The following is a 20,622-nucleotide window of genomic DNA, read 5'->3' on the forward strand; positions in this document are numbered from 1 at the left end:
GGATCAGCCCTTCATCACGGAGGCGTCATCCACGGCGATGTCGCCGCGGTTTCTGAAGAAGGTCACCAGGATGGCCAGGCCGACGGCGGCCTCGGCCGCGGCGACGGTCAGGACGAACATGGCCATGATCTGCCCCGACACCTCGTTGAGGTAGGTCGAGAAGGCGACGAAGTTGATGTTCACCGCCAGCAGGATCAGCTCGATCGACATCAGGATGATGATGACGTTCTTGCGGTTCACGAAGATGCCGAACACGCCGATGGTGAACAGGATGGCGGCGACCGCCAGGTAATGCTGCAGTCCGACGACCATTACAGAAGCTCCTCGGGCGACACGCCCTGCCCGCTCTGGACCGTCTTGACCTCCATGGCCTTGGCGGCCGGGCGGTTGATCTGGTCGGCGATGTTCTGGCGCTTGATGTGCGGCTTGTGGCGCAGGGTCAGGGTGATGGCCCCGATCATGGCGATCAGCAGCACGATCCCGGCGGCCTGGAAGAAATAGACGTAGTCCGTGTAAAGCACCCGGCCGATCGCCTCGACATTACTCACGTCGGGCCGGGGCGCGCCCAGCACGGCGTCGGCGGCCGCGCCGTTCTGGACCACGGCGACGGACACCAGGATCATCTCGACCAGCAACACGCCGGCGATGATGATCGCCAGCGGCAGGTAGCGCGCAAAGCCTTCGCGCAGCTTCAGGAAGTCCACGTCCAGCATCATGACGACGAACAGGAACAGCACCGCGACGGCGCCGACGTAGACGACGACCAGCAGCATGGCCAGGAACTCGGCCCCCAGCAGCACGAACAGGCCGGCGGCGGAGAAGAAGGCCAGGATCAGCCACAGCACGCTGTGCACCGGGTTGCGCGCGGTCACGACCAGAAGGCCGGACACCACGGCGGTCGCCGCCAGCAGATAGAAGGCTATGCCTTGCAGCATGTCGGGACGAAGCCCCTTTCGTCTCGGCCCCGGTCCCTTGGCGGAATCGGCGGCCCGTTAGCGTCAGCGCCTTAGCGGTAAGGCGCGTCGAGTTCCAGATTCTTGGCGATCACGCGTTCCCAGCGGTCGCCGTTGTCCAGCAGGCGGGCCTTGTCGAACAGCAGCTCCTCGCGGGTCTCCACCGCGAACTCCGAGTTCGGGCCTTCCACGATGGCGTCCACCGGGCAGGCCTCCTGGCACAGGCCGCAGTAGATGCACTTGACCATGTCGATGTCGTAGCGGGTCGTGCGGCGGCTGCCGTCGGCGCGCGGCTCGGCCTCGATGGTGATGGCCTGGGCCGGGCAGATGGCCTCGCACAGCTTGCAGGCGATGCAGCGTTCCTCGCCGTTCGGGTAGCGGCGCAGAGCGTGCTCGCCGCGGAAGCGGGGCGATTGCGGATTCCGCTCGAACGGATAGTTCACGGTGGCCTTGGGACGGGCCATGTATTTCAGGGTCAGGCCGATGGCGCCGACGGCGTCCAGCATCAGCGCGCCCTTGGCGGCCTGGGCGATCCGGTTGAACATCAGAAACGATCCTCTGGCGCGGGGGCGCCGTTGGTTGAAGTCGGTTGGGCGGGCGCGGCCTTGGCCTGTCGGGCGCGCCATTCCTGCTCGATGCGGTCCTGGCGCCGCTCCCACTGATAGCCGGACTCGGGCATGCGCGGGTCGGCCGCGCAGCCGCCCAGGACCGCGCCGGTCGCCGCCAGCGTCAGGATGGAAATGGACGCCCTCATCAGCCGCCCACCACGAAGACGCGCCAGGCCGAGGTGATCACCACGGCGACCAGCGAGGCGGGCAGGAAGATTTTCCAGCCCAGGCGCATCAGCTGGTCGTAGCGGTAGCGCGGCACGAAGGCCTTCACCAGGGCGAACGCCAGGAACCACAGCACGGTCTTCACGATGAAGGTCGCGACGTAGATCGTGTACTCCAGCCAGCCCGGCAGGCCGTCCAGAACGGATTGCGGGATGATCCCGGGGTTCCAGCCGCCGAAGAACAGGATGCTGACCATCGCCGACATGAAGACGATGTTGACGTACTCGCCCATCATGAACAGCAGATAGGTCGTGGAGGCGTATTCGACCTGGTAGCCGGCGACCAGTTCGGACTCGGCCTCGGGCAGGTCGAACGGCGGGCGGTTGGTCTCGGCCAGGGCCGAGACGAAGAAGACGATCATCATCGGGAACAGGACCAGGATCAGCGGCCAGGTCCCCGCCCCGCCCCCGAAGGCGTACCAGTTCCAGAACATGCCCTTCTGGCTGTCGACGATGGTCGACAGGTTCATCGAACCGGCCAGCAGGATCACGTTGATGATGATCAGGCCCAGCGACACCTCATAGGACACCATCTGCGCGGCCGACCGCAGCGACCCCAGGAAGGGATATTTCGAGTTCGAGGCCCAGCCGCCCATGATGATGCCGTACACGCCCAGCGACGACACCGCGAAGATGTACAGGATGCCGACGTTCAGGTCCGACATCACCCAGCCCGGCGCGAACGGGATCACCGCCCACGCCATGAAGGCCAGGATGACGGTGATGACCGGCGCCAAGAGGAAGACCGCCTTGTCGGCGCCCGCCGGGACCACGACCTCCTTCAGCACGAACTTCAGCATGTCGGCGAAGGATTGCAGCAGGCCGAAAGGGCCGACGACGTTGGGGCCCTTGCGCATCTGCACGCCGGCCCAGACCTTGCGGTCGGCCAGCAGCAGGAAGGCGACGAAGACCAAGACGACCACGGTGATCAGCAGGACCTGGCCGACCGTCAGCAGCGTCCAGCCGACCGGGGTGCTCCAGAAGGAAACGGGGTCCATGACTTACTCCGCCGCCATCACGACCGGTTGGGTCCGCTGGGCGGACAGCTCGGCCATGGTCGCGCTGGCGCGCGCGATCGGGTTGGAAAGATAGGGGTCGGCGACGACCGAGACGTAGGCGACGTCGCCCAGGTCGCCCTTGGCGCCCAGCGTCGACGGATCGAACGCCGCCGGCGCCGCCAGATAGTCGATCCGGCCGAAGGTCGGATGATCCGCCATCAGCCTGGCCCGCAGCTGCTCCAGCGTGTCGTAGGGCAGCGTCTGGCCGACATAGCCGGACAGGGCGCGGATGACGGCCCAGTCTTCCTTGGCGTCGCCCTTGGGGAAAACGACCCGTTCGGCCATCTGCACCCGGCCCTCGGTGTTGACGTAAAGGCCCGACTTCTCGGTGTAGGCCGCGCCCGGCAGGATGACGTCGGCGCCGTGCGCGCCGCGGTCGCCGTGGCTGCCCAGATAGACGCGGAAGGCGTCCGATCCGGTCGGGTCCACCTCGTCGGCGCCCAGCAGGAACAGCACGTCCAGCGCGCCCGGCTTCAGCATGTCGGCAACCGCCAGGCCGCCCTCGCCCGGCACGAAGCCCATGTCCAGGCCGCCGACGCGCGCGGCGGCGCTATGCAGCACGTTGAAGCCGTTCCAGCCCTCGGTGATCACGCCGACCTTCTTGGCCAGGGCGCCGATGGCGTTCAGGGCGGCCGGACCGGTCTCGCCGCGCAGGGCCCCCGCGCCGACGACGATGGCCGGACGCTGGGCCTTGGTCAGGAAGTCCATCGCCGACTTGGGCGGCTTGGCCAGGGTCTTCGACCCGGCGCCCAGATAGGCGTAGCCATAGGTCAGGTCGACCTGTTCGCCGATCACGCCGACCTCCAGTCCGCCCTTCAGCCAGGCCTTGCGCAGGCGCGCGTTCAGCAGCGGCGCCTCGACGCGCGGATTGACGCCGATCAGCAGAACGGCGTCCGCGTTTTCAATGCCTTGCAGGCCGGAGTTGAACAGCCAGCTCTCACGCGGGCCGTGGCCCAGGGCCGCGCCGTCCTGGCGGCAGTCGGTGTTGGCCGAGCCCAGGGCGCGGAACAGGTCTAGCGTCGCCTTCATGCTCTCGGCGTCCTGCAGGTCGCCGGCGATCACGCCGATACGGTCGGCCGGCGCGGCCTTCAGACGGGCGGCGACGGCGCCCAGGGCCTCGTCCCAGGTCGCAGGACGCAGCTTGCCGTTCTCGCGCAGCCACGGACGGTCCAGCCGGCGCGCGGTCAGGCCGTCGACGACGTAGCGGCTCTTGTCCGACAGCCACTCTTCGTTAATGCCCTCGTGCACGCGCGGCAGCACGCGCATGACCTCGGATCCGCGATAGTCGGCGCGGATGTTCGACCCCAGCGCGTCCATCACGTCGATGGTCTCGGTCTTCTTCAGCTCCCACGGGCGGTAGTGGTACTGCCACGGCCGGTGCGTCAGGGCGCCGACTGGGCACAGGTCGTTGACGTTGCCCGACAGTTCCGAGTCGATGTTCTTTTCCAGATAGGTGGTGATCTCGGCGCTCTCGCCGCGCGAGATCATGCCGATGTCCGGCACGCCCGCCACTTCGGTGATGAAGCGGACGCAGCGCGTGCACTGGATGCAGCGGGTCATGAAGGTCTTGACCGTCGGACCCATGTTCTTTTCTTCGACCGCGCGCTTGTTCTCGGCGTAGCGCGAGCCGTCGCGGCCATAGCCCATGGCCTGGTCCTGCAGGTCGCATTCGCCGCCCTGGTCGCAGATCGGGCAGTCCAGCGGGTGGTTGATGAGCAGGAACTCCATCACCCCTTCGCGGGCCTTCTTCACCATCGGCGTGTCGGTGAAGATCTCCTGGCCCTCGGCGGCCGGCAGGGCGCACGAGGCTTGCGGCTTCGGCGGCCCGGGCTTCACCTCGACCAGGCACATGCGGCAGTTGCCGGCAATCGACAGCCGCTCGTGATAGCAGAAACGCGGAATCTCGTGCCCGGCGCGCTCGGCGACCTGCAGCACGGTCATGCCGGGCTCGAACTCGGTTTCGACGCCGTTGACCTTGGCGATAGGCATCAATGGGCCTCTTCTTCAGCGGGAACGGCCAGTTCGGTCCGTTCCGTCGTCCCGTCAGGGAGAGTCTGGGTGATGGCGACCGCATCGCCGTCCAGGGCGTAGCGGATCACCGGATCGCCGGACTGGTTCATCCAGCGGACCATGGCGGCGTCGGGCAGGCCCAGCGGCATCCACACGACCAGGTCGTTCTCGACGCGGCAGTCGGCGCGCATCCGCCCGCCGTCGACCGGCGCGCGCCACGAGGCGTGGACCACCTCGCCCTCGACGCCGTCGACCGTGACCGCGGACGGTTCCTGGCCGTGGATCGCCGCCAGGCCCGCGCGGCAGACGCGACGCAGGTCGGCGGCGTCCAGCACGCGCGGCGCCGTCTGAACGGCGTCCGACACCGGCGCCTCGGCCGCGACCTTTTCCGCCGGCGTCGGCGCGGCTTCGCGCTCGCCGCAGGCGGCGAGAGCGAAAGCTCCGATCACGATGGCGGACGACAGGCGCATCATCACTCCGCGGCGATCGCGTGGCCGGCGAAGTTGGCGCGGCGCGACCGGTAGGTGGCGATGCGCTCTTCGATCTCGTGGCGGAAGTGACGGATCAGGCCCTGGACCGGCCAGGCGGCCGCGTCGCCCAGGGCGCAGATGGTGTGGCCCTCGACCTGGCCGGCGACGTCCAGCAGCAGGTCGATCTCCGACGGATCGGCCTCGCCCACGGCCATCCGCTCCAGCACGCGCCACATCCAGCCGGTGCCTTCGCGGCACGGCGTGCACTGGCCGCAGCTCTCGTGCTTGAAGAAGTAGCTGATGCGGGCGATCGCCTTCACGATGTCGGTGGACTCGTCCATCACCGTCACCCCGGCGGTGCCCAGCGACGAGCGCACCTCGCGCATGGAATCGAAGTCCATCAGCACGGTCTCGGCCTGCTCGCGCGTGATGACCGGGCAGGAGGCGCCGCCGGGGATGATGGCCTTCAGATTGCCCCAGCCGCCGCGAACGCCGCCGCCGTGATCTTCGATCAGCTGGCGCAGCGGGATCGACATCGCCTCCTCGACCACGCAGGGCGTGTTCACGTGGCCCGACAGCGACATCAGCTTGGTGCCGGTGTTGTTCGGACGGCCGAAGCCGGCGAACCAGTCGGCCCCGCGACGCAGGATGGTGCCGACGACGGCGATCGACTCGACGTTGTTCACCGTGGTCGGGCAGCCGTACAAGCCCGCGCCGGCCGGGAACGGCGGCTTCAGGCGCGGCTGGCCCTTCTTGCCTTCCAGCGATTCCAGCAGGGCCGTCTCTTCGCCGCAGATATAGGCGCCGCCGCCGTGGTGGATATAGACGTCGAAATCCCAGCCGTGGACGTTGTCCTTGCCGATCAGGCGGGCCTCATAGGCCTGCTTGACCGCCGCCTCCATCCGCTCGCGTTCCAGCACGTATTCGCCGCGCAGATAGATGTAGCAGGCGTGGGCCTGCATGGCGAAGCTGGCGATCAGGCAGCCTTCGATCAGCAGCTGGGGATCATGGCGCATGATCTCCCGGTCCTTGCAGGTCGCGGGCTCGGATTCGTCGGCGTTGACGACCAGGTAGTGAGGACGGTCCTTCACCTCCTTGGGCATGAACGACCACTTCAGGCCGGTGGAGAAGCCCGCGCCGCCCCGGCCGCGCAGGCCGGACGCCTTGACGTTGTCGATGATCCAGTCGCGGCCAAGGTCCAGCATGTCCTTGGTGGCGTTCCAGGCCCCGCGGTTCTTCGCCCCCTCCAGCGTCCAGTCCTGGAAGCCGTACAGGTTGGTGAAGATCCGGTCCTTGTCTTCGAGGAGTCCGACCATGGTCAGTTCCGATCTCCGCCCTGGCGCTCGGCCTGGGCCATCTTGTTGCGCGCCCACAGCGCGAGGGCGACGCCCATGGCCGAGACCAGAAGTCCCACCGGCGTCATGATCTCGGGGCCGGCCTCAAGCACGCCGGCGAAGCCGATCGCGACCAGCCCAAGGCCCAGCACCACATCGATCAGGCCGATGTAGCTCATCATCTTGTAATCGGCGGCTTTCGGCGTCTTGGCCATCACAACCCCTCCGCCAGACGGCGCTTGTGGTGACGGGTGCGGATGAAGACGGCGGCGATCCACAGGGCCCAGCCGGCGGCCAGCAGCCCGTAGGCGACCGTCACGGCGGCTTCGCCCATCCCGAACAGGTTCTGGCGCGCGGCCAGGATGATGACGGCGGCCAGCACGATCAGGCCCAGCCCGCCCCAGCGGATCGGCCAGGCCACGCGGCGAAGTTCGCGCCGGTAGGCGGCCCTGCCCTCTTCGGTGTTCAGGTCCGGTCGCGACATCAGGCCGGCGCCTTCTCGGCCGGGGCCGGATCGCTGTTCGGCAGCTTGGTGATCGGCTTGGCGGCCGAGCCGTCGTAGAGCGTCGGATCCAGCAGGGTCTTGGCCCCGCCGGCCGGCGCCGCATTGGTGCGACCGATGTAGGACCCGCGCTCGGGCGTCTTGCCGGCGGCGAAGTCGTCGATGATCTGACCGATCGTCTCGGGCGTCAGGTCTTCGAAATAGTAGTCGTTGATCTGCGCCATCGGGGCGTTCGAGCAGGCGCCCAGGCATTCGACTTCCTGCCAGGTGAAGCGGCCGTCGGCGGACAGATGGTCCTTGGGGCCGATCTTTTCCTTGCACACCTTCATCAGGTCGTTCGCGCCGCGCAGCATGCACGGCGTGGTGCCGCACACCTGGATCAGCGCGGTCGTGCCGACCGGCTCCAGCATGAACATGGTGTAGAAGGTCGCGACCTCCAGCACCCGGATGAACGGCATCCCCAGCAGTTCGGCCACGGCGCGGATAGCGGGCTCGGAGACCCAGCCTTCCTGCTTCTGCACCAGCCACAGGACCGGGATCACCGCCGACTGGCGACGGTTTTCCGGGTATTTCTTCAACCACCATTCGGCCTTGGCCGCAGTGTCGGCCGAAAAGGCGAACGAGGCCGGTTGGTCCTTGGCGAGACGACGAACGCTCATCGGTCCACCTCTCCGAAAACGATGTCGAGCGAACCCAGTATGGCGGACACGTCGGCCAGCTGGTGGCCCCGGTTCATCCAGTCCATCGCCTGCAGGTGGCGGAAACCCGGGGCCGAGATCTTCACGCGATAGGGTTTGTTGGTGCCGTCGGACACCAGATAGATGCCGAACTCGCCCTTGGGCGCCTCGACCGAGGCGTAGACCTCGCCCTCGGGCGTCGAAAAGCCCTCGGTGTAGAGCTTGAAGTGATGGATCAGCGATTCCATCGAGCGCTTCATCTCGCCACGACGCGGCGGGACGATCTTGTTGTTCTCGATCATCACCGGCTCGCCGGGGCAGTTGCGCAGCTTGTGGATGCACTGCTCCATGATGCGGACCGACTGCTTCATCTCCTCGATGCGGCAGAGATAGCGGTCCCAGCAGTCGCCGTTCTTGCCGACCGGCACGTCGAACTCCAGCTCGGCGTAGCACTCGTACGGCTGCGACTTGCGCAGGTCCCAGGCGATGTCCGACCCGCGCAGCATCACGCCCGAGAAGCCCCAGGCCAGGGCCTGTTCCTTGGACACCACGCCGATGTCGACGTTGCGCTGCTTGAAGATGCGGTTCTCGGTGACCAGGCTCTCGATGTCCTTCAGCGCCGCCGGGAACTCCTGGCACCAGCGGCCGATGTCGTCGATCAGGTCCATCGGCAGATCCTGATGGACGCCGCCGGGGCGGAAGTAATTGGCGTGCAGGCGCGCCCCGCAGGCGCGCTCATAGAACACCATCAGCTTCTCGCGCTCTTCGTGGCCCCACAACGGCGGGGTCAGGGCGCCGACGTCCATGGCCTGCATGGTCGCGTTCAGCAGGTGGTTCCCGATGCGTCCGATCTCGGAATACAGCACCCGGATCAGCTGGGCGCGGTACGGAACCTCGATGCCCAGAAGCTTCTCGATCGCCAGGCAGAAGGCGTGCTCCTGGTTCATCGGTGCGACGTAGTCCAGCCGGTCCAGGTAGGGCACGTTCTGCAGATAGGTGCGCGCCTCCATCAGCTTCTCGGTGCCGCGGTGCAGCAGGCCGATGTGCGGATCGACGCGTTCGACGATCTCGCCGTCCAGCTCCAGCACCAGGCGCAGAACGCCGTGCGCGGCCGGGTGCTGCGGGCCGAAGTTGATGGTGAACTTGCGGTCGTCCATGTCCCGGGCGTGCGGCGTCCGGGGATCGGCGTCGTGGTCCATCTCGCCCCAGGGGTCGATGGCCGGCGAGACCGGCGGGTTTTCGGCTACGTCCGCCATCAGCCCTTCACTCCAGCCTTTTCGTCGCCGGGCAGCACGGGCGCCGGATACTCGGCGCCTTCCCACGGCGACAGGAAATCGAACGTGCGAAATTCCTGCGTCAGCTTGACGGGTTCGTACACGACGCGCTTCTGCTCCTCGTCGTAACGGACCTCGACATAGCCCGTCATCGGGAAGTCCTTGCGCAGCGGATGTCCCTCGAAGCCGTAGTCGGTCAGCAGGCGGCGCATGTCGGGGTGGCCCTCGAACACCATGCCGTACATGTCGTAGGCCTCGCGCTCGAACCAGCCGGCCGAGGGATAGACTTCGATGACGGTCGGCACGGGCTGGGCCTCGTCGGTCGTCACCTTGACGCGCACCCGCGCGTTCTTGGTCAGCGACAGCAGGTGATAGACCACCTCGAACCGCTCCTGGCGATCCGGATAGTCCGCGCCGCAGACGTCCAGCAGCTGCTGGAACTGGAACCGGTCGCGCAGCGCGGTCAGCACCTCGACGATGCGCTCGCGCGGGGCGACCAGCGTCAGTTCGCCGAACGCCACCTGCGCCTCGACGCCCAGCGCGCCCGCCACCTCGGCGCCCAGCGGGGTCAGCACGGCCTCATGTTGAGCCTGAACGGCGAGAGAGGTCATCGCTCGATCGTCCCCGTGCGACGGATCTTCTTCTGCAGCTGCAGCAGGCCGTACAGCAGCGCCTCCGCTGTCGGCGGGCACCCGGGCACATAGACGTCCACCGGCACGACCCGATCGCAGCCGCGAACGACGCTGTAGCTGTAGTGGTAGTAGCCGCCGCCGTTGGCGCAGCTGCCCATCGACACGACGTAGCGCGGATCGGGCATCTGGTCATAGACCTTGCGGATGGCCGGGGCCATCTTGTTGGTCAGGGTGCCGGCGACGATCATCAGGTCCGAGTGGCGCGGGCTGCCGCGCGGGGCCATGCCGAAGCGCTCCACGTCGAAGCGCGGCATCGACATCTGGATCATCTCGACGGCGCAGCAGGCGAGACCAAAGGTCATCCACATCAGGAGCCCGTGCGGGCCCAGGTGATGACGTCGTCCAGCGACGCCGTCAGGAAGCCCCGCTCGCCAAGCTCGGTGTTGACCGCCTCGAAGAACTTGTCGTGGACCTTGGGATCGTACCCCTCGACCATCGAACGCGCGGCCGAGCCGGCGGGAACAGCGGCGCCGGGAAGCGGCGACGAAGGCGCGATCACTCCCATTCCAGGGCTCCCTTCTTCCATTCGTAGATGAAGCCGATGGTCAGGACGCCCAGGAAGACCATCATCGACCAGAAGGCGAACACCATGCCGGCCTGCGGCAGGTCGAACATCGACACCGCCCACGGGAACAGGAAGGCCACTTCCAGGTCGAAGATGATGAACAGGATCGACACCAGATAGAAGCGGACGTCGAACTTCATGCGCGCGTCGTCGAAGGCGTTGAACCCGCACTCATAGGCCGACAGCTTCTCGCTGTCGGGGTTCTTCGGCGCCAGCAGCATCGGCAGGGCGATGAAGAGCACCGAAATCAGCGCCGCGATGCCGGCGAAGATCAGCACCGGCAGATATTCGAGCAGAAATGCGTTCATGCGAAGAACCTCGCCCGCCGGGGAGAGGCGGGATTCGGCGCTTCTTAGACCCAACCTCCGCGAGGTTCAAACCCCGGAAGGGCCTAAGGTTTTGTTGAGAACGGATCGCAAATTCAACGGGTGATGACCTGCGCCATATGTCGCAGCAAGGCTTCTTGCGGAGCGGCGCCGCGCCGCGCCCTATTGAGGCGTCTGATCCGTAACAGAAAGTCATCCGAATGAGCCTGGCCGGTCGCGCCCTGAACGCCGTCGAGCGCATCGGCAATCGCCTGCCCGATCCTGTCTTCCTGTTTCTGTGGCTGATCGCCGGACTGATCGCGCTCAGCCTTGTGGGCGCCGGCCTGGGATGGTCGGCCGTCAATCCCGTCACGGGCGACCGGCTGGTGGCGCAGAGCCTGCTGTCGTCGGAAAATCTGGAGCGTCTGATCATCGGCATGCCGCGCACCCTGGCGGACTTCCCGCCGCTGGCGATCGTCGTCACCATCATCTACGGCGCGTCGGTGGCGGAGCGGACCGGCCTGTTCACCACGGCGATCCGCGGCGCGCTGCTGAATGCGCCCAAGGCCCTGTTGACGCCGATCGTGGTGATCGTGGGGATGATGTCGCACCATGCGTCGGACGCCTCCTACGTCGTGGTCATTCCGCTGGCGGCGGTGATCTTCGCCGCGGCGGGCCGGCATCCCCTCGCCGGGCTGGCGGCCGGTTTCGCCGCGGTGTCGGGCGGCTACGCCGGCAATCTGTTTCCCGGCTCGCAGGACGCGCTGATCCTGGGCATCACGGAGCCGCGCGGCTGATCGACCCCAGCTATTCGGTCAACATCGCCGGCAACTGGTTCTTCATCATCGGGGTGGTGCTGATCTTCACCCCCATCGTCTGGTTCATCACCGATCGGGTGATCGAGCCGCGTCTGGGACGCTGGACCCCGGCGTCCGGGTCTCAGGCCCCGCGTCCGATTCCGAGAAGGCCCCGCTGACGCCCGAGCAGAAAAAGGGCCTGGCCTGGGCGGGCCTGGCCATCCTGGGCATGATCGCGCTGTGGACGACGCTGACGCTGATCCCCGGATCACCCTTCGTCGACGCCGAGGCGGAGCCCGGCCAGACCTTCAACCCGCTCTATCGCTCGCTGATCGCCTTCTTCGCCGTGACCTTCTTCGTCGCCGGCGGCGCCTATGGGGCGGGCGCCGGCACCGTGAAGTCGCACCGCGACATGGTCCGCATGATGGGCGAAGGCATATCGCAACTGGCGCCGTATATCGTGCTGGCCTTCTTCGCCGCGCACTTCGTGGCGATGATCAACTGGTCGGGCCTGGGGCCGATCCTGGCGGTCAACGCGGCCGACGCCCTTGAGGACATCGCCCTGCCCGCGCCGCTGCTTCTGATCGTGGTGGTGCTGGTCAGCTGCGTGTTCGACCTGTTCATCGGCTCGGCCTCGGCCAAGTGGTCGGCGCTGGCCCCGATCGTGGTGCCCATGTTCATGCTGCTGGGCATCTCGCCAGAGATGACGACCGCCGCCTATCGGATGGGTGATTCGGTGACCAACATCGCCACGCCGCTGATGAGCTATTTCCCGCTGATCCTGACGTTCGCCCAGCGGTGGGATCCGCGATTCGGGCTGGGCTCCCTGATGGCGACCATGCTGCCCTACGCCGGGGCCTTCCTGGCGGCGGGGCTTCTGATGGTTGCGGCCTGGGTGGCGCTGGACCTGCCGCTGGGGCCGGGCGTGGGCGTGCATTACGAGCCGCCGCCGCCCGCCGTGGCCGCGCAGGAGCCGATTTCCGGCGGCTTCGCCGGTCCGCACAGCCCGCCTCAGCCGGCCGCCGCGCCGACGATGCGGTGAGGCGTTCACTTCTGCCGAAAAGGTCGCTTGACGCGCCCGGTCGGTCCGCCTAAACGACGCCCCTCGCCGAGGCGCACAGCCGCTTCGGCCGGGAAACGCGGGTGTAGCTCAGTTGGTTAGAGTGCCGGCCTGTCACGCCGGAGGTCGCGGGTTCGAGCCCCGTCACTCGCGCCACTTCTTCTAGGAATAGAGGGAGTGGCGCACCGCCTTCCCAAGAACAGCTTTCGGAACAGCTCAAAAGTTTCGACCTGGATACGCGGGTGTAGCTCAGTTGGTTAGAGTGCCGGCCTGTCACGCCGGAGGTCGCGGGTTCGAGCCCCGTCACTCGCGCCACTCCTGATGCACAGAGAGTGGCGCCCCGCCCGTCCCTTCATCCCGAACAGCGCGGTCGGCGGCAAAGCGCGACCGCCCGGACGCGTCAGTGGACCGGGCGATCACCCGTGCGCGCCAGGAAGCCGGGCTCGCCCGTCAGGCCGCCGTAGAAGTCGCACAGATCCTCGAACACCCGGTTCCAGGCGAACTGGGTCTCGGCCTTCAGGCGCGCCGCGCGGCCGATAGCCTCGATATCGCGCGTGAACAGGGCCTCGACCGCCTCGGCGTAGTCGTCGGCGTCCGCGCGGGCGGCCAGTTGGCCGACCGAATCGTCCACCGTCTCGGCCACGCCGCCGGAGTTGACGCCGACCACGGGACGGCCGCAGGCCATGGCCTCCAACACGATGAGGCCGAACGGCTCCTTGTCGTTGGCGTGGACGAAGGCGTCGCAGCTGGCGATGATCTTGGCGACGGCCCGAGGGTCCTTCTCATAGGGCAGCGAGATGACACGGTCCTCCGCCGGCATTCCCGACCCGGCGCCGACCAGCACGAGGTGATACGGCGCGCCCAACTTCTGGACCGCGTCGATCAGGACTTCGACGTTCTTCTCCTTGGCGGGACGACCAGCGAAGCACAGCAGGCGGGCGTCCGGGCCCAGGCCCAGCCTGTCCAGAAGCCACTGGCGGTCGCGGCGGTCCGGTCGGAAGGTGTCGATCTCCACCCCCAGGGGCCGGATGAAGATGTTCTCGATGCCGGCCTCTTCCAGGCGCCGGGCGATGTAGCGGCTGGGCGAGACCACGCGGTCGAACTGCGAAAAAAGGCGCGCCCAGCGTTTCTCGACCGGCTTCTTGGCCCATTCGCCGAAATGAAGCGCGGCGAGCGCCGCGGGGTCGGAGTGACAGAAGCCGACGACGGGGCAACCCACGCGCTGGCCCGCCTCGAGCGCGCCCTGACCGGGCGTGTAGGGATCGCCCGCTTCGATGATCGACGGCTTCATGGCCGCGACCCACGCGCTCCATCGCTTGACCGAGTTCGGCCAGCGATAGCCGTCGCTGAACGGCAGCTTTGTGGCCCGGAGCCTGATGATCCCGTCCCCGCCCGCCCGGTGGCGCGCGCCCGGCACGATCAGCGAGTGCGCCACGTCCGGCCGGTTCGCCTCGATCCACGCCTTCTTCGACAGGAGGTAGCGCTTCACCCCGCCAGAGCGCGGGGCGAACAGCATGGTGGTGTCCACCAGCCGCGGCCGCTCGTCTTGCGTCGACGCCTTCAGCGCGCGCAGCGTCTCGGCCACCTCGACGTCCAGGCCGGGAATCAGCCGGATTTCGCTTTCCTGCACTTCGAGGTCGGTCAGGGTCATGGGGGTGTTCTCGCTTGGCCTGGCCCCACGAACGCGACGCGAAGGGCTTTGGATGCGTTTCGCGGTTACGCGCTTGACCATGGCCGCCCGTAAACCTCGTCGCGGCAAAGCTCAAGCGGAATGCCGCGCGATAACCTCCGCACACGACGCAAACACCCGCAAGTCGTCGGCGTCGGCGAACGCCGGTCGCGCCGGCCCGGCGCCGCCCCACCCTCAGCGCCTTGCATTCGCCTCAAATTCGATAAACTTGGAAACACTGGAGAGAGGTCTGCTAAGAGGGCCTCCAATCCGTCCGTGCGTGACCACCAGGGGTTTCTTTCGAATGCGTATTCTGCTCGCGACCGCCGTGGCGATCGCCCCCTTGATGATCGCCGCCGGCGCCGAAGCCCAGGTCGTGATCTCTAACGAGCGCACCACGCCGATCAGCACGTCGACCGCCAACAACGGCGCGGCCTCCGACATCCGGATCGGCAGCGGGGGGAACGTCAAGGTGACGACGGGCGCGGCCGTGACCGTCGACTCGGACGATGATCTCGACATCGATTCCGGCGGGTCGATCACCATGACCGAAGCGGCCGACGGCGCCACGGGCGTGCTGGTCCAGGGCGGCACAAGCGGCTCGGTCACGATCGGGGGCCGGGTAAACGTGACTGACTCGCTCGAGTCCGAGGACTTCAAGGATGAGGACAAGGACGGCGACCTAGACGGTCCTTTTGCTGCGGGGACCGACCGGCATGGCGTCCGCATTCAAGGCTCGTCCCCCTATGTCGGCGACATCTTGGTGGAATCTGGCGGGTCGGTCACCGTTGAAGGCAATCAGAGCTACGGTCTGCGCATCCAATCAGGCCTCGACGGTTCATTGACGAACTTGGGCGCCGTGGCTGTGGTTGGGAACGATTCCTATGGGAATTCGGGTCCAGGGCGACGTGTCGGACAATGTGGTCGTGGCGGGAACGGTATCGGCGGTCGGAGAAAACAGCCGTGGCGTGTCAGTGGAAGGCGACGTAGGCGGCTCCCTCGTCATCCATTCGCAGGTCAGCGCGACCGGCTATCGGTATACCACTCCGCCGTCGGCTCGTCCCGAAGGCGGAGAATCGAGCGGCGGGGGCTTTATCTTGAAGATCTCGACGCCGACGATTTGCTTCAAGGCGGGCCTGCATTCTCCGTCCAAGGTGACGTGGCCGGGGGCGTGATTCTCGCCAATGCTCCCGCTTATGAGAGCGCGGATGGCGCTGACGGCGACGATGATGGCGACGGCGTCAAGAACGGCGACGAGGATGACGACGGCGACGGCGTCATCAACCGCGAAGACACCGATCGCGACGGCGATGGGATTCCCGATACAAGCGAGACCAACGCCAACATCACCTCTATCGGCGGCGCGCCGGCCATGGTGGTCGGTTCGACCGAACGTAGCGTTACGCTGGGCATGGTCGGCGAGGACGACCAAGCTTTTGGTTTCATTAACGGCGGGACAATCACCGGCGTCGGCACCTACGCCGGTGTCGCCGCTCACGGTCTTCAGTTTGGCGTCGAAGGCGGTCAGGCTGTCACGGTCGAAGGCGGTGTTAGAAATATTGGCTCGATCGCAACGGGCGCGGTCGATGCAGATTCCACGGCGTTGCAGTTTCTTGATAACGTTTCGACACCGATATTGCAGAACGAACGTACCATTCAGGCCGGCGCATCCACCGATGGCGCACACACGGCGACAGCGGTTCTGATTTCGGAGGGAGCCAACCTTCCTGCATTGAATAACTCCGGGGTTATTTCCGCAGGCATCGGCGGAAATCACGGTGACGCGGTCGCGGTCCGAGATTTGTCAGGCACGCTAACCTCCTTTACGAACAGTGGAACAATCACAGCGGCCGTCACGGCCAACCCTGACGACGATACGCAGGTTGACGGGTCCGCCGTCGCCATCGACTTGTCGGCCAACACAGCCGGCGTCACGATCCGTCAGTTCGGAGTGCTCGCGGACGAAGACAGCACCCTGCCCGACACGGATGGCGACGGCGTCTCCGATATCAACGAACCATCGATCCGAGGAGATATGCTGCTGGGATCCGGGGACGATAGCGTGTCTATCGAAAACGGGACCCTCACGGGCAATCTCTCGTTCGGCGTCGGCGCAGATTCTTTGGCGATATCAGGGGGCGCATACGTCGTCGGCGCGATTACTGACGCGGATGGACGCCTCGACATCACTGTCGGCGACGGCACGTTGTTCGCGTCTCAGACAAGCTCGACGAATATTTCGAACCTATCCGTCGGCGCCGACGGGACCCTGTTGTTCAATGTCGATCCGGCGGCCGATGCGGCCGGCGGTTTCAATGTGTCGGGCGCGGCGAACGTCGCGACGGGTGCCTCTCTGGGCGTGCGCTTCGCCTCGCTGCTGGATGAGCCCGAGCGCTTCACGCTGCTGACCGCCGGCGAACTCAACGTCGGCGAGCTGGACCAGACCCTTCTGGAACAGAATTCGCCATATCTGTACGTGGTCGAGGCCGGGGTCGACCAGGGCGCGGGCCAGCTCTACGTGGACGCGCGTCGCCGCACCGCCGAAGAGGCCGGCCTGATCCGGGTGGAGGCGTCCGCCTTCGACGCGATCTACGCCGCCCTTGGCGATAATGAGACGCTCCAGAACCTCTTCCTTGGACAGACCTCCCGCGACGACTTCATCGACGTGTACGAGCAGATGCTGCCCGATCACTCGGGCGGTCCGCTGATGTCGCTGTCGGCGGGCGTCGACGCCGTGACGCGGGCGCTGACGGGTCGAAACGCCTCGGCCGCGCCGGGCGAGACCAGCGCCTGGGTGCAGGAGATCAACTTCTACGCCGACAAGGACAAGACGGAGTCCTATGGATTCCGTTCCGAGGGCTTCGGGGTGGCCGGCGGCGTCGAGCGAGGCAGCAGCCTGGGCGCCTTCGGCGTCTCGGTCGCCTTCACCTCGTCCGACATCGAGGATCCCGAGGCCGAGGCCGAGGAAATCCTGTCGGCCAACCTGCTGGAACTGGGCCTCTACTGGCGCGCCCAGGGCCAGTACTGGACGACCTGGGCGCGCGCGGCCGGCGGCTACGCCAGCTTCAGCGCCGATCGTTCCCTGGTGGCGGACGGGGTCTATCTGAACAACACCTCCGACTGGCACGGCTGGACGGCCGCGGCCGCCGGGGGCGCCTCCTACGAGCGGAACTTCGGCCGCCTGAACGTCCGACCGGAGATCTACGCGGAGTATTTCCGCCTGTCGGAAGACGCCCGCAGCGAAACCGGAGGCGGCGACGGCTTCGACCTGGATATCGACGGCCGCGACAGCCACATCTTCTCGGCGGTCGCGGCGATGAACGTCGGCTACGGCTTCGGTCGGAACGGCTGGATCCGGCCTGAGCTGCGCGTCGGCTATCGCCAGAACATCTCGGTCGACGCCGGCGAGACTATCGCCCGCTTCGCCAGCGGCGGCCCCGACTTCATCCTGACCCCCGACGCGATCGAGGGCGGCGGACCGATCCTGGGCTTCCGCCTGAACGTCGGCAACGAGCTGGGCATGCTGTCGATCACCGGCGACGCCGAACTGCTCGAGGACTACGTCCGCTATTCCCTGCTGCTGCGGGCCAGCTTCCGGTTCTGAGGCCAAGCCTGCAGAGAAACGAAGGGCCGCCGGAGCGATCCGGCGGCCCTTTCGGCGTCTGGTGGGCGGCGAGGGGTTCGAACCCCCGACCCCCTCGGTGTAAACAAGGTGGACGGACCGCAGATGCCCGCACTGCCTCAATCGAGATGTCGCTAGTTTCTGGATTCGTTCTCGCTAATGGAACGAAATTCCGGGAAATTTCTGGGGACTCGCAATATCTAGACGCCCCTCGTCTTAAAGAACCAGAGAGGTGAACGCCTGACCCGTCCCTTTATGGATCGACGGACGAATGCCGCCGAAGTCGCAACAAGACCAAACGCCGTGATCAGAGCGCCCCACCGAACCGTGTCGCTCGCGAACTCCCATCTGGTACGGTTGAGCCTTTGGCCGCTTTGGGCGAGCGCCGAAGCTTCCCCGCTGACACGTAGAGCTTTATCCGGCCCCAGAAAGACATCGAAATCGCCGACGGCGAATAGTCGGTCGATACCGCCAGACATTTGAAGACCGTACACACTCACATCGCGCACCGCTCCGCTGGTACCAATATAGTCAGCGTCTCCGAAATCTGAACCCGCGCGCATTTCGAGCAGAGAGGCCTGAATCATCCCGTTCGTCTCAACAACGCTTAGAGACGAAGTTGTTGATGCATACGGGGAGTCCGGTTCCGGCGTTAGGCGAAAAAATAATCCTCCTGCAAGACTAGACGTGCTGATCATCGCCGGCTGGCCATGCGATGTCGTATCGAGATTTTCACTCGGCACCAGTTGCGAGCACTTGAGCTTGTCTTTTGGGTTCACACCACCCTTCGGACTGAGCACTGCCGCCACGGGCTTCCCGTCCACCGAGAAACTCAGACGCTGTGGCTGAGGAGATACGGCACCCTCATCACCAAATGTCAGCAGGATTGCCGAAACCAGAATTTCAACGGTGTCCGATGCCTCGATCTCTAGGCGATCAAGCGGTCTCGCGGAGCTGAATATATCTAGACCCCCCGTGTCATTAGGGGAAACCGACAGATAAGCTATTTCACTTATGACACTCCATAATTTATAATCTTTTGGGGATCTTATGCTAATGAAGCTGGTGCCATTATCTACTGAAAGTGAGCTTACTCCTAGCATTGTCATAGCAGGAGGTTCAGTTAGGCTTGGATTCATTCCCCCGGCGCAGCCGTCCAGAGCGTATACCTCTAGCTTGGTTTTGCTCCCCCTACCGGTTTGGAGCCAAGCTATCTTCCCGGCCTCATGAGGGCTCGAAATCTCGACCTCTTTCGACTTTGCTCCTGTTGGCACAGCACTGAAACGATTGGTGTATGATGGCTCGTTCTCGTCGGGCGAGCGGACCTTAGCTCTCACCCATCCATCAAATGGCAGAGGCACAGCCATTTCGAGTGGCGCTTGAAGTGGTCGATAGAACACAATCAGCAACATTAGGCTTAATAGGGAAATTAGGAATCCTATTGCTAGTATTGCCCCTCCTATTAACACCTTGTATGTGGCTCTACCTAATGAAGACCTCGACAGTCGTATTATGATCGCAGCAAAAAGATAATATACCATCGACACAAACACGCCACCGGCTATGTTTGCGACTGCACTGGCTAAGAAGTTTACCTCCTGCTCGCTGCTAATTAGTACGACGAAATCGTATACTGTGTAGGCGAATGCGAAAGTGGTTCCAGCGCCGATCGCCCATCCATGACAAGTATTGGCGCGGAGAGCTACGGCTGCCGTCAATATGGCGATGGCTAAGGCAACAAAACTGATGCTTTCGATGAACCAGTCGGCCAAAGATGGGAAGCGGGCGAGTTGATCTGGATAAATCGTATCGTAGATCGTCGGCGCCACACTCGTAGCCAGGGGCAAAGTGTGCATTTGCCAGTAAGGGCCGACGGCGGCGATTAGCAGGGTGGACAGGACCAGCGGCAACCCGACCCATATGAGCGTGGGCACGCGGGTCGGTCTACTGACCCATGCAATGCATCGCTGAGAAGCTAGTTCTATCGCTTTGATCATCCGCTCATCCCCAACGCAACCGGAAGGCGTCGTATATAACACTCGCTTCAGGCCCACGCACCGGCTCGTGGCTCATGAATGGCCGCAAGGAACCGCAATAGATCCGTTGCGAGCGCCGCTCTTTTCAAGCGCCGTTGGCTTTCGCGATTTCGGGCATCCGGCGGTGCAATGATTCAGAGCAAGGTAGCCCGCGGGCGAGGCGGGGGGAAAAGCGCGGCGCTCCCGGTCGAGGTGGGTTGGGGGCGGCGGCCAGGGCCGCCGGGGGCCTCAGGCGGCGACTTCGAAGCGGTCAGCGCGGTCTGGTGACGGCGTCCAGGCGGTGTCATCGCCGGGCATGACCCAGCGCCCCAGCTCTTCGGGCTCGAGGATCAGCGGCGCCGCCGCCAAATCCCCGGAAATCCTTGGTGGGCGGCGAGGGGTTCGAACCCCCGACCCCCTCGGTGTAAACGAGGTGCTCTGACCAGCTGAGCTAGCCGCCCGAATGCGAGCCGGGCTTATGCCCGTCGCGCCCTAGCCGTTCAAGGCGCTTTTCAGCCCCTCCCCAGGACGAAAGCGCGCGGTGCGCGACGCCGGGCGCGCCACGGCCTCTCCCGTCTGGGGATTGCGCGCCACCCCGGCCTTGCGATCCACGGCGACGAAGCTGCCGAAGCCGACCAGGCGCACGTCCTGGCCGTGGGTCAGCGCCTCGACCACGCCGTCGGTGAAGGCCTCCAGCGCCGCCTTGGCCTGGTCGCGACTGATGTCCGCCGCGGTGGCCATGCGGCCGATCAGTTCCGTTCTGGTCATCGCGCGCCCCACAGCCTGA

19 protein-coding genes, 3 tRNA genes and 2 pseudogenes are annotated in these 20,622 nt (G+C 65.7%); 5 read left to right on the plus strand and 19 right to left on the minus strand.

The genetic code is table 11. The features are described 5' to 3' along the window. Nucleotides 1–3 precede the first annotated feature (3 nt). The 15 genes and pseudogenes from nuoK to MU852_RS00715 all read right to left on the minus strand — a co-directional run bounded on the left by nuoK (nt 4) and on the right by MU852_RS00715 (nt 10,675). Nucleotides 4–312, minus strand: coding sequence for an NADH-quinone oxidoreductase subunit NuoK (gene nuoK, locus MU852_RS00645; RefSeq protein ID WP_249750636.1), 309 nt, complete (start codon nt 310–312; stop codon nt 4–6). Further along, the gene (locus MU852_RS00650) at nt 312–935 is read right to left on the minus strand and encodes an NADH-quinone oxidoreductase subunit J (RefSeq protein ID WP_249750637.1); all 624 of its coding nucleotides are present in this window, start codon (nt 933–935) and stop codon (nt 312–314) included. Before MU852_RS00650 ends, nuoK begins: the two co-directional genes overlap by 1 nt. 71 nt (nt 936–1,006) lie before the next feature. Beyond that, nucleotides 1,007–1,498, minus strand: coding sequence for an NADH-quinone oxidoreductase subunit NuoI (gene nuoI / locus MU852_RS00655; RefSeq protein WP_249750638.1), 492 nt, complete (start codon nt 1,496–1,498; stop codon nt 1,007–1,009). Then, nucleotides 1,498–1,707 (minus strand): hypothetical protein, encoded by a 210-nt coding sequence (locus tag MU852_RS00660; protein ID WP_249750639.1) that lies wholly within the window; start codon nt 1,705–1,707, stop codon nt 1,498–1,500. Before MU852_RS00660 ends, nuoI begins: the two co-directional genes overlap by 1 nt. Then, on the minus strand, nt 1,707–2,783 hold the full coding sequence (gene nuoH, locus MU852_RS00665) for an NADH-quinone oxidoreductase subunit NuoH (protein ID WP_249750640.1): 1,077 nt from the start codon (nt 2,781–2,783) through the stop codon (nt 1,707–1,709). The genes MU852_RS00660 and nuoH overlap by 1 nt, the downstream gene beginning before the upstream one ends. Nucleotides 2,784–2,786: 3 nt before the next feature. Beyond that, the gene (nuoG, locus tag MU852_RS00670; protein WP_249750641.1) at nt 2,787–4,832 is read right to left on the minus strand and encodes an NADH-quinone oxidoreductase subunit NuoG; all 2,046 of its coding nucleotides are present in this window, start codon (nt 4,830–4,832) and stop codon (nt 2,787–2,789) included. After that, complete coding sequence (locus MU852_RS00675) at nt 4,832–5,323, minus strand: hypothetical protein (protein WP_249750642.1); 492 nt, start codon at nt 5,321–5,323, stop codon at nt 4,832–4,834. Before MU852_RS00675 ends, nuoG begins: the two co-directional genes overlap by 1 nt. 2 nt (nt 5,324–5,325) lie before the next feature. Continuing rightward, nucleotides 5,326–6,639, minus strand: coding sequence for an NADH-quinone oxidoreductase subunit NuoF (gene nuoF, locus MU852_RS00680; protein WP_249750643.1), 1,314 nt, complete (start codon nt 6,637–6,639; stop codon nt 5,326–5,328). Between the two features lie 2 nt (nt 6,640–6,641). Further along, a complete protein-coding gene (locus MU852_RS00685) occupies nt 6,642–6,872 on the minus strand; it encodes a hypothetical protein (protein ID WP_249750644.1) in 231 nt (76 codons plus the stop codon). Next, nucleotides 6,872–7,141 (minus strand): hypothetical protein, encoded by a 270-nt coding sequence (locus tag MU852_RS00690; protein WP_249750645.1) that lies wholly within the window; start codon nt 7,139–7,141, stop codon nt 6,872–6,874. The genes MU852_RS00685 and MU852_RS00690 overlap by 1 nt, the downstream gene beginning before the upstream one ends. Next, complete coding sequence (gene nuoE / locus MU852_RS00695; RefSeq protein WP_249750646.1) at nt 7,141–7,818, minus strand: NADH-quinone oxidoreductase subunit NuoE; 678 nt, start codon at nt 7,816–7,818, stop codon at nt 7,141–7,143. Before nuoE ends, MU852_RS00690 begins: the two co-directional genes overlap by 1 nt. Further along, nucleotides 7,815–9,035, minus strand: coding sequence for an NADH-quinone oxidoreductase subunit D (locus MU852_RS00700; protein WP_249751997.1), 1,221 nt, complete (start codon nt 9,033–9,035; stop codon nt 7,815–7,817). Before MU852_RS00700 ends, nuoE begins: the two co-directional genes overlap by 4 nt. Nucleotides 9,036–9,091: 56 nt before the next feature. Further along, nucleotides 9,092–9,721 carry an NADH-quinone oxidoreductase subunit C gene (locus tag MU852_RS00705; protein ID WP_249750647.1) on the minus strand — a complete coding sequence of 210 codons (630 nt, stop codon included), beginning with the start codon at nt 9,719–9,721 and terminating at the stop codon, nt 9,092–9,094. After that, nucleotides 9,718–10,328 (minus strand): annotated as a pseudogene (locus MU852_RS00710) (NuoB/complex I 20 kDa subunit family protein). The gene MU852_RS00705 and the pseudogene MU852_RS00710 overlap by 4 nt, the downstream one beginning before the upstream one ends. After that, nucleotides 10,298–10,675, minus strand: a complete 378-nt coding sequence (locus MU852_RS00715) for an NADH-quinone oxidoreductase subunit A (RefSeq protein ID WP_201216089.1) — start codon at nt 10,673–10,675, stop codon at nt 10,298–10,300. The pseudogene MU852_RS00710 and the gene MU852_RS00715 overlap by 31 nt, the downstream one beginning before the upstream one ends. 218 nt (nt 10,676–10,893) lie before the next feature. On the opposite strand from MU852_RS00715, the pseudogene MU852_RS17140 reads away from it, so the two are divergent. The 4 genes and pseudogenes from MU852_RS17140 (at nt 10,894) to MU852_RS00730 (ending at nt 12,844) form a co-directional block, all read left to right on the plus strand. After that, a pseudogene (locus MU852_RS17140) lies at nt 10,894–11,648 on the plus strand (AbgT family transporter). A gap of 44 nt (nt 11,649–11,692) precedes the next feature. After that, nucleotides 11,693–12,511, plus strand: coding sequence for an AbgT family transporter (locus MU852_RS17145; protein WP_283843878.1), 819 nt, complete (start codon nt 11,693–11,695; stop codon nt 12,509–12,511). Between the two features lie 97 nt (nt 12,512–12,608). Beyond that, nucleotides 12,609–12,685, plus strand: a tRNA-Asp gene (locus MU852_RS00725). Between the two features lie 82 nt (nt 12,686–12,767). Beyond that, nucleotides 12,768–12,844 (plus strand) — tRNA-Asp (locus tag MU852_RS00730). 85 nt (nt 12,845–12,929) lie between these two features. Here the strand turns inward: MU852_RS00730 and MU852_RS00735 are convergent. Further along, the gene (locus MU852_RS00735) at nt 12,930–14,180 is read right to left on the minus strand and encodes a glycosyltransferase (RefSeq protein ID WP_249750648.1); all 1,251 of its coding nucleotides are present in this window, start codon (nt 14,178–14,180) and stop codon (nt 12,930–12,932) included. 322 nt (nt 14,181–14,502) lie between these two features. On the opposite strand from MU852_RS00735, the gene MU852_RS00740 reads away from it, so the two are divergent. Continuing rightward, nucleotides 14,503–17,802: an autotransporter outer membrane beta-barrel domain-containing protein gene (locus MU852_RS00740; protein ID WP_249750649.1), complete on the plus strand. Its 3,300-nt coding sequence runs from the start codon at nt 14,503–14,505 to the stop codon at nt 17,800–17,802. A gap of 218 nt (nt 17,803–18,020) precedes the next feature. Here MU852_RS00740 and MU852_RS00745 read toward each other — a convergent pair whose 3' ends face one another. From MU852_RS00745 to MU852_RS00755, 3 genes are all read right to left on the minus strand, one after another. Continuing rightward, nucleotides 18,021–19,754: a hypothetical protein gene (locus MU852_RS00745; RefSeq protein WP_249750650.1), complete on the minus strand. Its 1,734-nt coding sequence runs from the start codon at nt 19,752–19,754 to the stop codon at nt 18,021–18,023. Between the two features lie 465 nt (nt 19,755–20,219). Further along, a tRNA-Val gene (locus MU852_RS00750) sits at nt 20,220–20,296 on the minus strand. A 31-nt stretch (nt 20,297–20,327) separates the two neighbouring features. Next, nucleotides 20,328–20,603, minus strand: coding sequence for an HU family DNA-binding protein (locus MU852_RS00755; RefSeq protein WP_249750651.1), 276 nt, complete (start codon nt 20,601–20,603; stop codon nt 20,328–20,330). Nucleotides 20,604–20,622 lie beyond the last annotated feature (19 nt).

It is taken from the genome of Brevundimonas albigilva (genome assembly GCF_023503965.1).
GTDB lineage: Bacteria > Pseudomonadota > Alphaproteobacteria > Caulobacterales > Caulobacteraceae > Brevundimonas > Brevundimonas albigilva.